This is a genomic window from Actinomycetota bacterium, from assembly GCA_041658625.1.
Taxonomy (GTDB): domain Bacteria; phylum Actinomycetota; class JAHEXW01; order JAHEXW01; family JAHEXW01; genus JBAZZW01.
Genome location: JBAZZW010000002.1, coordinates 433403 through 445552 on the forward strand (window position 1 = coordinate 433403; position 12150 = coordinate 445552).

The 12150-nt window shown below is 56.2% G+C and carries 11 protein-coding genes; all 11 read left to right on the forward strand.

Annotated features, from left to right (window positions below):
* Window positions 1-18: 18 nt before the first annotated feature.
* Complete coding sequence (gene dapA, locus WC891_07085) at window positions 19-897, forward strand: 4-hydroxy-tetrahydrodipicolinate synthase (protein MFA5867706.1); 879 nt, start codon at window positions 19-21, stop codon at window positions 895-897.
* The gene (locus WC891_07090; protein MFA5867707.1) at window positions 897-2546 is read left to right on the forward strand and encodes a ribonuclease J; all 1650 of its coding nucleotides are present in this window, start codon (window positions 897-899) and stop codon (window positions 2544-2546) included. The genes dapA and WC891_07090 overlap by 1 nt, the downstream gene beginning before the upstream one ends.
* A 156-nt stretch (window positions 2547-2702) precedes the next feature.
* The gene (locus WC891_07095) at window positions 2703-4850 is read left to right on the forward strand and encodes a DNA translocase FtsK 4TM domain-containing protein (GenBank protein MFA5867708.1); all 2148 of its coding nucleotides are present in this window, start codon (window positions 2703-2705) and stop codon (window positions 4848-4850) included.
* Between the two features lie 17 nt (window positions 4851-4867).
* Window positions 4868-5314: a helix-turn-helix domain-containing protein gene (locus tag WC891_07100; GenBank protein ID MFA5867709.1), complete on the forward strand. Its 447-nt coding sequence runs from the start codon at window positions 4868-4870 to the stop codon at window positions 5312-5314.
* A complete protein-coding gene (pgsA, locus tag WC891_07105) occupies window positions 5311-5910 on the forward strand; it encodes a CDP-diacylglycerol--glycerol-3-phosphate 3-phosphatidyltransferase (GenBank protein ID MFA5867710.1) in 600 nt (199 codons plus the stop codon). The genes WC891_07100 and pgsA overlap by 4 nt, the downstream gene beginning before the upstream one ends.
* Window positions 5911-7179 (forward strand): competence/damage-inducible protein A, encoded by a 1269-nt coding sequence (locus tag WC891_07110; protein ID MFA5867711.1) that lies wholly within the window; start codon window positions 5911-5913, stop codon window positions 7177-7179.
* A gap of 11 nt (window positions 7180-7190) precedes the next feature.
* Window positions 7191-7766, forward strand: a complete 576-nt coding sequence (thpR, locus tag WC891_07115; GenBank protein MFA5867712.1) for an RNA 2',3'-cyclic phosphodiesterase — start codon at window positions 7191-7193, stop codon at window positions 7764-7766.
* A 65-nt stretch (window positions 7767-7831) separates the two neighbouring features.
* Window positions 7832-8977, forward strand: coding sequence for a recombinase RecA (gene recA, locus WC891_07120; GenBank protein ID MFA5867713.1), 1146 nt, complete (start codon window positions 7832-7834; stop codon window positions 8975-8977).
* Entirely contained in the window at window positions 8970-9452 is a 483-nt protein-coding gene (locus WC891_07125) for a RecX family transcriptional regulator (GenBank protein MFA5867714.1), read from the forward strand. Before recA ends, WC891_07125 begins: the two co-directional genes overlap by 8 nt.
* A gap of 332 nt (window positions 9453-9784) precedes the next feature.
* Window positions 9785-11317: a ribonuclease Y gene (gene rny, locus WC891_07130; protein MFA5867715.1), complete on the forward strand. Its 1533-nt coding sequence runs from the start codon at window positions 9785-9787 to the stop codon at window positions 11315-11317.
* Complete coding sequence (locus WC891_07135) at window positions 11307-12140, forward strand: PHP domain-containing protein (protein ID MFA5867716.1); 834 nt, start codon at window positions 11307-11309, stop codon at window positions 12138-12140. The genes rny and WC891_07135 overlap by 11 nt, the downstream gene beginning before the upstream one ends.
* Window positions 12141-12150: the final 10 nt, after the last annotated feature.

Below are 12150 nucleotides of genomic sequence, written 5' to 3' on the forward strand. Positions count from 1 at the left end.
GACAAACGGAGGATGATTATGGATTTTGGCGGCATTATTACGGCAATGGTCACGCCGTTCAATGACGATCTGACCGTCGATTTCGAGGCCGCGGCCAACCTGGCCTCGTATCTGGTCGACAACGGCTCCGAGGGATTGGTTATTACAGGAACGACCGGGGAATCAACCACGCTTACTATGGATGAATCGGCCGAACTTTATAAAGTGGTCATGGCCTCGGTCGGCGACAGGGCTTATGTTATCGCCGGTAGCGGCAGCAACTCGACCGCGGAGGCGATCCACCTGACGCAGGCAGCCGAAGCGGCGGGAGTCCACGCGTCGCTTCAAGTAGCTCCGTACTACAATAAGCCTTCCCAGGAAGGGTTCTACAGGCACTTCAAGTCGGTCGCAGCTAATACAGCCTTACCGTTGATCCTCTACAATATACCTGGCAGAACGGCGAAGAACGTCGAGCCCGAGACAATTATCCGGTTGAGCGAGATAGACAATATCGTCGGCGTCAAAGAAGCCAGCGGAAGTCTTGACGCGGTCACCAAGATCGTCATAGGTTCGTCCGAAGGATTCTTGGTTTACAGCGGCGACGACTCAATGACTTTGCCAATCGTCAGCCTGGGCGGACGGGGCGTCATAAGCGTCGCGTCTCACATCGCCGGCAACGAAATGAGCGAGATGATTGAAGCATTCTCCGGCGGAGACCACAAACGGGCGACAAGCCTCCACAATAAACTATCAGGCCTGTTTCGTGTCCTGTTTATCGCGCCCAATCCGGCGCCGGTTAAAGCTGCTCTGAATATTCTCGGGCGGAATGTCGGCGGCGTACGGCTCCCGTTAGTCGAGGCGACGGACGACGAAAAGGTAAAAATCACAGCAGTTCTTAAGGATTTGGGGATAGCCTAGTGCTCAAAATCGTCCCGTTGGGCGGCCTCGGCGAGGTCGGCAAGAACATGATGGTGCTGGAGACCGACAACGACATCATCATTGTCGACGCGGGTTTGATGTTCCCCGAGGACGATCTGCTTGGAATTGACCTGATTCTGCCCGACTTTTCCTACGCGATCCGAAAGAAGCGTAAAGTCCGAGCCCTTTTCTTAACGCACGGCCACGAGGACCATACCGGTGCCGTCGCGTTTTTCTTGAAACAGGTCAACGTGCCTGTCTACGGAACGCCGCTGACCCTCGGCCTGGCACGCAACAAACTCTCAGAGTACAAGATGCTCAACAAGGTGAAGTTGAAGACGATCGAACCGAAGCGAAGCGTTAAAGTTGGCGATTTTAAGGTCTCTTTCATCCGCGTCAGCCACAGCGTACCGGACGGCGTCGGCCTGGCCGTTGAAACGCCTGACGGGACTATCGTTCATACCGGTGATTTTAAGCTTGACCAGACGCCTGTGGACGGCCGGATGACTGAAATTGATAAGTTTGTCGACTTCGGCAAGAAAGGAGTTTTGGCCTTACTCTCCGACAGCACTAACGCGGAGACTCCCGGGTATACCAAAACGGAAACAACGGTCGGAGAGGCGCTGGACGCGGCGGTTAAACGAGCCAAGCAGAGAGTCGTTATCGCCTGCTTTTCGTCCCACGTTCATCGCATCCAACAGGCGATAAACGTCGCGTGCGACAACGGGCGGCGCGTGGCGATCGCCGGACGCAGCATGAAGGCAAGCGTGGATATCGCCTCCGAGCTCGGCTATTTGAAAATCCCCGACGGTTGCATGATCGGTTTGCATGATGTCAAAGACTTCCCGCCGGAGCGGATCGCCATCCTTGCGACAGGCAGCCAGGGAGAACCTATGGCGGCTTTGGCCCGGCTGGCAAGCCACGACATGAAACACATCGAACTTGTGCCCGGAGATACCGTTATCATATCGGCCTCGCCCGTGCCGGGGAACGAGAAATCCGTCGCCAGAACGATCGACCAGTTGTTCCGCATCGGCGTAAACGTCATTTACGAAAAGTCGGCGGGGGTTCACGTTTCCGGGCACGCGGCCCAGGAAGAGCTGCGCCTGATTCTCAATATAGTCAGGCCCCGATATTTTATCCCGATCCACGGTGAATACCGCCACCTAAAACATCATGCGGACCTGGCGAAGAGTGTCGGTTTGCCCGCCGAAAACGTTCTGTTGGCCGAAAACGGCGACGTAATAAAGTTCAAGAAAGGGAAGGGCAAGATCGACGGGAGCGTGGCCGCGGGGGCCATGTTCGTCGACGGACTCGGCATCGGGGACATCGGCGACGTCGTCCTGCGAGACCGGCTAAGATTGAGCCGCGACGGCGTTTTCATCGTGGTCGTCGGGATCGCCCGCAAGAAGGGTGAGATCGTCATCGGGCCAGATGTCGTCTCCCGCGGTTTTGTCTACGCAATGGACACCGGCGAACTTATCGACCAAGCTAAGAAGACCGTATCTAACGCTCTTAACGAGTGTCTCGCCGACGAGATTGTCGACGAGGGATTGCTCAAGATGCATCTGCGCGAGTCGCTCGGGCGTTTCTTATACAAGCAGACCAAGCGGCGCCCGATGATCATGCCTATTATCATTGAAGTATAGAAGTGACGGGGGTGATTTTTGAAGTGAAGAAAGTGAAGCCATTTACCACTAGCGTCACCAATGTCACTCTGGCATCACTTCCTGTTTCACCAGAGTCACTTCCAGCTTCACTTCCGACGTCACTTCCTGTTTCACTAGCATCACTACGGAGCTACATTGGCTAAGAAGAAACAATCCCTAAACTTGAAGCCGGGCCAGATACGCGATATCTACGCGATCGCGCTGACCGCGTTGTCTCTTTTTATCGCGGTCAGCTTGTTCGGTTCGGGCGGAGAGATCGGCGTTTGGGTGGCCGGTGTCCTGAGAAGCGTTTTGGGTATCGGTGTTTTCCTGGTGCCGTTCATGCTGGTGGCCTGGGCTTTGATGTTCTTTATCGAGCGCTGGCGGAACCTCGTTAAGTCTAAAGGCCTCGGCCTGGGACTTGTCTTCTTTTCGCTTATTTCCGTAATCCACCTTACCGTTATTGACGCGGCGAATCCTGCTACCGCCTTCAAGCCGGCCCCGCCCGCCGTTATCGGCGATTACGGCGGATATGTAGGGGCTATCTTAAGTTATTCCTTCACCAGAATCGCGGGTAAACCGGGCGCCTATATCATCCTCTCAGCGATTCTCCTGGTCGGTTTGGTCGTGACAGCCGGAATTTCTTTATCCGAAGCCTCTGACGAAGCGCTTACGCAGGGCAGAAAAAAGATCAACGACATCAAACGCAAGCAACGACGCGCGGCTATAGAAAGCGGGTCGGTGGCGGCTCCGCCTAAGCCTGATAAAAAAAAGGCCGCGGCGGCTAACGACGCGGCGCGATTAGCTGAGACCATCCGCCTGGAAGAAGCCCAAACAGTCGCCGGCGCGGGCGCGGGCGCGGTCGTCCGCGATAAAACCTATCAGTTCCCGCCGCTGGACTTGCTGAAAGAGGCAGCCCCCCGCTCCGATAAGGCCTGGAAAAAGAATGTTAACGATCGGATCAAGATCGTCGAGGAGACTCTTCGTGATTTCGGCGTCGAAGCTGTTGTGGCCCAGGTCGTGAACGGTCCGACGGTTACGAGGTTTGAGCTTCAGCTCGGGAGCGGGGTAAAGGTCAACCGGATCATGTCTCTGGCGAACGATCTTGCACTGGCGCTGGCCTCTCCCGACGTCAGAATACTCGCGCCCGTTCCGGGTAAGACTTTGGTCGGTGTTGAAGTGGCCAGCGAAGACAAAGAAATGGTTACGCTGGGCGACGTTCTTAGAGCGGCCGCGGCGACTGAGCCAATGGGTTCTTTGACCACGGGCATCGGAAAAGATATCGGAGGCGGCCCGGTCGTCGTTAATCTCGGGCATATGCCGCATCTCTTGATTTCCGGCGCGACCGGTTCCGGAAAAACCACGTGCGTCAACGCTATTATCATGTCGCTTTTGTTTTTCTCCCATCCCGATCTGGTTAAGATGATTTTGATAGACCCGAAGATGGTCGAACTCAACCACTATAATTCAATTCCTCATTTAATCGCCCCGGTCATTACGAATCCCAAAAAAGCCAGTCTGGCGTTGGCCTGGGCTGTCAAGGAAATGGAGCAGCGCTTTAAGATGATGGCTGAGGCGGGCGCCCGCAATATCGAATACTACAATGAAAATCTCAAGAAAGACTCGGCGGCCATGCCTTACCTCGTCATCGTAATCGACGAGCTGGCGGATTTGATGATGGTGGCGCCGGCCGAGGTCGAGGACTCTATCTGCCGGCTGTCGCAAATGGGTCGGGCCGTCGGCATCAACCTGGTGGTCGCGACGCAGCGGCCCAGCGTCGACGTCATAACCGGCGTCATCAAAGCTAACATTCCGTCCAGGATCTCTTTCGAAGTGGCGTCGCAGATGGATTCCCGCGTCATCCTTGATATGCCTGGCGCCGAGAAGTTGATCGGGCGGGGCGACATGCTTTTTCTGCCGGCCGGCTCGGTCAAACCGAAACGAATTCAAGGCGCGTATCTTACGGAGAAGGAGATTGCCGATACGACCGCGTTCGTCCGCGAGCAGCGCGAACCCGAATACAGCGATGAGCTGATGACCGAGGAAGAACAGACTCCCTGGACCAACCTGGAGTACATCGATCCTCTGCTCGATCAAGCAATCGAGGTGGTCGTGCGGACGGGCGCCGCCTCGATTTCTATGCTGCAGCGCAGGCTGCGCGTCGGCTATTCACGGGCGGCGAGGCTCGTAGACACGATGGAAGAACGGGGCATCGTCGGCGGCGCTGATGGCAGCAAGCCACGGGCGGTCCTCTTGAGCGAACAGGAATTCGAGAGGCTAAAAAACGGCGAATCGGACGAATAGAAGAGAGGTAAACCCGCGTGGCCACAGTCGGAAAGATTCTAAGAACGCGGCGGGAAAGTTTGGCTCTGACCTTGGAAGACATGAGCATAAAGACTAAGGTCGGCGTCAAGTTTCTGGCGGCAATCGAGAACGAACAATACGATCTCCTGCCGCCGTTGTCTTACACCCTCGGATTCGTCAAGTTATACGCCGAAGCGGTCGGGCTGGACGCCGGTGCGGTCGCCGCGCAGTTCAAGCGGGAAGCGGGTCCGACCAAATCAAACCACGAGCCGGCCGAGGACTCCCTGCTTGATAGGGACATCCTTAAGAAATCCTTGCCGGTTTGGGTAATCGGCGCCATTATCGCTTTAATCCTCATGGTCAGCGCCGCCTACTACGGGTGGTGGCGGGCTACCCCGAAGGCCACCGCCCCGGGAGGGGGGCGGCCGGTCGCCGAGTCAGCCGCGACGGGCACAGCTAAATGAATCTGGCTAATAAAATAACCATATCCCGAATAATATTGATACCGGTCGTCATGGCCTTCCTTTTGTCGCCGGGAAGCTTGTCTTTCCTCGGCATAGGCTTCCAGTGGGGCGCCGTCGCCGCCGGCTTAGTGTTCATCCTGGCCGCGCTTACAGACACGTTAGACGGGTATATGGCTAGAAGTAGAGGCGAGGTAACCGTCTTAGGCCAGATACTGGATCCGCTGGCCGATAAGCTCTTGATATCCGCCGCCTTGATCAGTCTGGTTTCTCTGGGCAACTTGTCCGCTTGGGTGGCCGTCATCATCATCGGCCGCGAATTCGCGGTAACGGGCCTGCGAATGGCCGCCGCCGTCAAACATATTGTCATCCCGGCCAGCGGCTGGGGCAAAACTAAGACCGTTTTTCAGATCCTAGCCATAACCTTCTTAATCATCCAACCATCCTTTCCGCTGATAAACATACAAGTCGTCTGGATATTGCTGGGCGTCGAATGGACGTTGATCATGGTCGCGCTGGCCTTGACCGTGTTCAGCGGGATCGACTATTTTGTCAAAAGCTACGGCGCGCTATTCGCGGAAGAGGGGGCACTGGACTAAATGATCTGCGAGATAATTAACGTCGGTACGGAGCTTCTGCTGGGACAGAACTTCAACACGAATGCCCGCGACATCGGGATATTATTGGCCGCCGCCGGCATCGATTGCTACCGGCAAACCTCGGTCGGCGACAACCTTGACCGGATTGTCTCGGCCGTCAAAGAAACTTTGGCGCGAGCGGACGCAGTCATATTGACAGGCGGCCTCGGCTCGACGGACGACGATTTGACCAGAGACGCGATCGCCGAGGCAACGGGCCGCCCGCTGGTCCTGGATCCTTCTCTCGAGTCGATGATCAGAGAGAAACTGCGCGAATTCGAGCCGAAGGCGTCCGACAAGACCATACGGCAAGCGTATATTCCTGAAGGCGCCCGGCCTATTAAACCCACGCTTGGAACCGCGGCCGGCTTTATCCTGCAGGTCGAGGGCAAAATCATCGCGGCCACGCCCGGGGTTCCCGCTGAGATGGCCAGAATGCTTGAATCGGACATAATCCCGGAGATGAAAAAGTCAGCGCCTGGCGCGTCACCGGTCATCTTAAGCCGGGTTTTGAAAATATACGGTCTGCGCGAGGTCGAGACGGAAAGAATCGTCCATGACCTGATTTTGGAGCAGACAAATCCAACAGTCGCGCCGTTGATCGCCAAAGGCGCGGTTACCCTTCGTTTGACCGCGAAGGGGAATACGCGCGACGAGGCGCGGGTTTTGATCTCCGGAGTCGAGGCTCAGGTTAAGGAGCTACTTGGAGACGCGGTATTCGGCGCCGATGCGGAAGAGATGGAGGACGCGGTGGGCGCGCTTCTTAAGAAACGGGGCTTAACGATAGCGCTGGCCGAATCCATAACCGGCGGCCTGGCCGCCTCCAGACTAATAAACACGCCCGGCAGTTCGACTTATGTTAGAGGCGGGATTGTCGCTTACGCGAACTCCGTCAAGACCGACCTCTTGGGCGTGGCGGCCCAAACGATTCTGAACCACGGCGCGGTCAGTGCGCAAACCGCGGAGGAGATGGCGTCCGGCGTCAAGAAGGCGCTCGGCGCGGATATCGGCGTTTCCTCGACGGGCGTAGCCGGACCGGGCGGCGGCTCGCCTGACAAACCGGTCGGGCTGGCATATTTCTGTTTGGCGACCGCCGATACGCTGGAATGCGAACACAAGGTCTTTCGCGGAACCAGAAACGAAATAAGATTCAAAGCCTCCCAATACCTATTGAACATGCTACGGCTCTACCTGCTGGGCCGAAGCGGACGCGGCGACGAAATCGCTTGAGGGAAGGCACCATGAAACGACTGTTTATAGCTTTGGCTATGCCAGAAGAAGCCCTGCCGGCGGTCATCAAAGCTCAAGAAGAGCTTAAAGCCGCCGTTCCGGGCGCCAAGTGGGTCGATCCTCGCGGCGCGCATATAACGCTTAAGTTCCTCGGCTCGGTACCGGAGGAAACCGCGGCGGATATTGTCGCGGTCCTCGACGAAGCGGTCGGCGGTTTGCCCGCCTATACCTACGCGATCCGCGGTCTGGGAGGTTTTCCCACGCCGACACGACCGCGCGTTGTTTGGGCCGGAATAGACGACGGCGGGCAAACCGCCGAACTGTCCAAGCCCATCGAGCGGGCCATGGGGTGGCTGGGTTTCAAACCTGAAGATCGCGACTTTCATCCCCACATAACCTTGGGACGGGTAAAAACCCCCAGGTGGCTTGAGAAACCGGACGCCCTGGCGGAAATCGGACAAGGTTTGGAAGTTGAAGGCCTTAGAGCACTCGATGTCACCCTGTTCGAAAGCAAGTTGTCGCCCAAAGGGGCGACGTATATCGCCATCAGCCGGGCATCCCTTAAGGATACCACCGGTGTATCTTGACACGAACATATGTTTGTAGTAGAGTTCCGATAGTTAATAAGTTTAATTAATAAGAGGAGGAGACGGTGGAAAAAGAAAAGGCCCTGGAAATGGCGCTGCAGCACATTGAACGGCAATTCGGCAAGGGTTCCGTTATGCGACTTGGCGACGACCATATCAACAGGGAAGTCGCCGTTATCCCGACCGGCGCGCTTGCCCTTGATATAGCTTTGGGCATCGGCGGGGTGCCGCGGGGACGGGTGGTTGAGATCTACGGACCGGAAGCCTCCGGCAAAACAACTCTCGCTTTGAGCATCGTCGCTCAAGCTCAGAAGTCCGGAGGCGAAGCCGCTTTTATAGACGCCGAGCACGCGCTTGATCCGCTTTACTCCAAACGTATGGGAGTCGACATCGATAATCTTCTCGTCAGCCAACCCGATACGGCCGAGCAGGCGCTTGAGATCGCGGACATGCTGGTTCGTAGCGGCGCCCTCGACGTCGTGGTTATAGATTCCGTCGCCGCCCTGGTGCCACGCGCCGAAATAGAAGGCGAGATGGGGGATAGCCATGTCGGCTTGCAGGCCAGGCTGATGTCCCAAGCTCTTCGCAAACTTACCGGCACGATCAGTAAATCCCGCACAACCGCCATTTTTATCAACCAGTTACGGGAGAAAATCGGCGTCATGTTCGGCAACCCGGAAACGACGCCGGGCGGACGGGCGCTGAAGTTCTACTCTTCTGTCCGGATGGATATCCGCCGGATCGAGACCCTAAAAGTAGGTACTGACATGGTCGGCAACCGGGTTCGGGTCAAGGTCGTTAAGAATAAAATGGCTCCTCCGTTCAGACAAGCCGAGTTCGACATTATGTACGGCGAAGGGATTTCGCGCGAAGGCGGAGTCGTCGATATGAGTACGGACATGGGCATTATCCAGAAAAGCGGAGCCTGGTATACCTTTGGCGAGGAGCGCCTTGGACAAGGCCGGGAAAACACCAAGCAATTCTTAAAAGAAAACCCAGCGCTGTACAACAAGATAGAGAAAGAGATTTTAGATAAAGTCGGCGCCGATAAAGAAGAAGCAAAGGCAAAGGACAAACAGATTACCGACAAACAGTCAGATACGCCTTCAATAACTGAGACTGCCGCTGACGTCAAACCCAAAACGGCCGAAACATCGCCTCCCGTGCCTGACGAAGCGCCGGTGACCGCCGCCGCCGGAACCGATGACTGATACCTCCGAGGAAGAAGCGTTCGAAAAGGCCTGCGGCTTTCTTTCTTATCGCCAGCGAACCGAGCAGGAGATGGCTCGTTACCTCGATAGACGAGGTTGCGGCGATGTCCGAGACGCGGTTATTGCCAGGCTCGTCCGGGCCGGCTTGATTGACGACCAGGTTTTCGCGGAAACATGGATCTCCGAGCGGGCCGGCAGCCAGGGCTACGGATCGCGGCGTCTACGCTCCGAATTGCTTAGGCTGGGTGTACGCCCCTCCCTGATCGACGAGACTCTAGAGTCCGTTTATCCAAACGATAGAGAAGACGACCGCGCAGCGGCGATAGCCGCCAGACAGTGGCCGAGGATATCCGGCAAGAACCCTTATGACCGAGGCAGAAAACTTTATTCATACCTGATTCGCCGCGGCTACGAAAACCAGGCCGCTAAAGAGGCCGTTGACAGTCTGATGCGAGCTGACAAGGAAAGCGAATGACGCTTTAGGGGCTTCCTTGACGCGACCGAAGCGCCAACGATACAATTAAACAAGGTAAGTCATATCTTTGTTCTTGTAAACGTGGTTTTTATCAAGGTCACGATCGAAGTCTTAAATAAATGTCTGATAAAAACGTAAAGGTGAAACCGGCGAAGACGGTTGTTCCGAAACTTGGGCTCTCAAGAGTTCCAGGTTGTGCGGGCTGTAAAACATAGAGTATAAACAACGCCCTGGCCGGGGTGTCCTTTAAATCAAGAATACGGATTTGAACTTGCCGAAGCCGCGTATCTAGAGCGGCCCGGCATTTTTTTTGGATAACAGGAGGTTAAAGGATGACCACAGTCTTAATGTTAATCTTAGGTTTAGCAATTGGCGGAGCGGCGGGCGCAGTCGGCTATAAAGTCTACACGTCGTCGCGCGTCAGCGTGGCGCGGGAGTCGGCGTCGAGAATTCTAGCCGACGCCGAGCACGAAGCCGAAACGAAAATGAAGGAAAGCCTGCTTGAGATCAGGGACGAGATATACAACATGCGCGTCCAAGCCGAGCAGGATATCAAGAAACGCGCTTCGGAGATTGAAAGGCGCGAAAGCAAGATGGCCGAGCGCGAAGAAAACCTAGAGAACAAGATGAGCGCGCTGGAAAGGAAAGACCAGAGCATAGCAGCTAAGGAGCAGAACAGCGAACGTCTGAAGAATGAGCTAGAGAACAAACTTAAAGAAGAAACCGTGTTGCTGGAGAAGATCGGCCATATGACGAGGGAAGAGGCGCGTCAGCAGTTGGTTCAAAGGGCTGAGGAAGAGGCAAAGGTACACGCGGCCCAAATCGTCACCAAAATCGAGAACGAGGCAAAGGAAGAGGGCGAGAGACGGGCGAGGAATCTTCTTTCGCTAGCCATCCAAAGGGTCGCTTCCGACCATACCGCCGAAACGACGGTCTCGGTTGTGCCGCTGCCCAGCGACGAGGTCAAGGGGCGCGTAATCGGCCGAGAGGGAAGGAATATCAGGGCTTTTGAGACGCTGACCGGCGTCAACCTGATAATCGACGACACACCGGAAGCGGTCACCTTGTCGAGCTTCGACCCGGTACGCCGGGAGATCGCCCGCCTGGCGCTGGAGAAGCTTATCGCCGACGGCCGTATCCATCCGGCGCGCATTGAGGACATGTATAACAAATCAAAAGTGGAGGTCGATCAGAGGATCCGCGAGGAAGGCGACGCGGCCGCTCTGGAAGCCGACGTCCACGGCCTTCACCCTGAGCTTATCAAGGCGATCGGCCGGTTGCGCTATCGGACCAGCTACGGACAGAACGTATTAAGGCATTCGATTGAGGTGGCCAACCTTTCCGGCATCATGGCAGCCGAGCTGGGCGCCAACGTCAAGCTGGCCAAACGCGCGGGCTTACTGCACGACATCGGCAAGGCCGTCACCCATGAGGTCGACGGCCCGCACGCGGCCATCGGTTCCGAGATCGCCAAACGCCTTAAAGAATCGCCTGAAGTCTGCCACGCCATCGCCGCCCACCACGGCGAAACCGACCCGCAGACGGTCGAGGCCGTGCTGGTTTCCGCCGCCGACGCGGTGTCCGCGTCCCGGCCGGGAGCGCGTCGGGAAACCCTGGAAAGCTACGTCAAACGGCTTGAGAAACTGGAAACCATCGCCGAGTCATTCGACGGCGTCGAGAAGTCGTTTGCCATGCAGGCTGGCCGCGAGATACGCGTTATGGTAAAGCCGGAGGACTTGAGCGACATAGATTCGGCCGCGCTGGCGCGCAACGTCGCCAAACAGATTGAGGACGAGCTCGAATACCCGGGCCAAATCAAAGTCACGGTCATTAGAGAAACCAGGGCCGTCGAGTATGCCAAGTAGGTGCTACGCCGATCTTCATATTCATAGCACCTCGTCAGACGGGACCTTTACCGCCTCCCAAGTCGTCGAGCACGCCTCTGAAATCGGGCTTAAAGCGATTTCGTTAACCGACCACGATACGGTCGGGGGCGTGGCCGAAGCCATTAACACAGGAAACAGGTTCGGCCTAACAGTAATTCCCGGAATCGAGATGGGGTCGGACGCCGGCGGTAAAGATATTCATATGCTTGGATACTTCATCGAATATCATGACGACAACCTTCTCAGCATCTTGGAGGACCTTAAAGTCCAGCGTCTCAGCCGGGCTGACGAAATGTGCTCCAAACTTAGCGAGGCGAACATGCCCGTTTCCGTGGAGGAGGCATTGGCTTTGGCGCCCGGCGGCGTTCTAACCAGGGCGCATATCGCCAGGGCGGTGGTTAAAAAAGGTTATCTCGACAGCGTTAACTCGGTTTTTGAACGCTATCTTGGTAACGGTCTGTCTTGTTTTGTGCCGAAATACAACCTAACGATCGATAAGGTTATCGCCACAATCAAAGACGCCGGCGGTTTGCCCATCTTGGCGCATCCAAAACTCTCAAAGATCGACGATATGATAGGCTCCCTGGTCGACAAGGGCCTCCGAGGAATCGAGGTATATTGTCTTGACCACAATAAAGCTGATATCAAACGGTATCTTAAAATCGCTGACGATTATGATTTACTGGTGACCGGCGGTTCCGATTGCCACGGGCCTCGAACGCCCGGCAGGTTTTTCATGGGGGAGTGCGGAGTCACCGAAGACCGCGTCGCTGCTCTTATCGCGGCGGCAAATCACGCTTAGTCGCTAAACC

Coding starts and splice junctions, on each gene's coding strand:
- dapA (MFA5867706.1), top strand. CDS start 19: ATGGATTTTGGCGGCATTATTACGGCAATGGTCACGCCGTTCAATGAC.
- pgsA (MFA5867710.1), top strand. CDS start 5,311: ATGAATCTGGCTAATAAAATAACCATATCCCGAATAATATTGATACCG.
- WC891_07110 (MFA5867711.1), top strand. CDS start 5,911: ATGATCTGCGAGATAATTAACGTCGGTACGGAGCTTCTGCTGGGACAG.
- thpR (MFA5867712.1), top strand. CDS start 7,191: ATGAAACGACTGTTTATAGCTTTGGCTATGCCAGAAGAAGCCCTGCCG.
- WC891_07125 (MFA5867714.1), top strand. CDS start 8,970: ATGACTGATACCTCCGAGGAAGAAGCGTTCGAAAAGGCCTGCGGCTTT.
- rny (MFA5867715.1), top strand. CDS start 9,785: ATGACCACAGTCTTAATGTTAATCTTAGGTTTAGCAATTGGCGGAGCG.
- WC891_07135 (MFA5867716.1), top strand. CDS start 11,307: ATGCCAAGTAGGTGCTACGCCGATCTTCATATTCATAGCACCTCGTCA.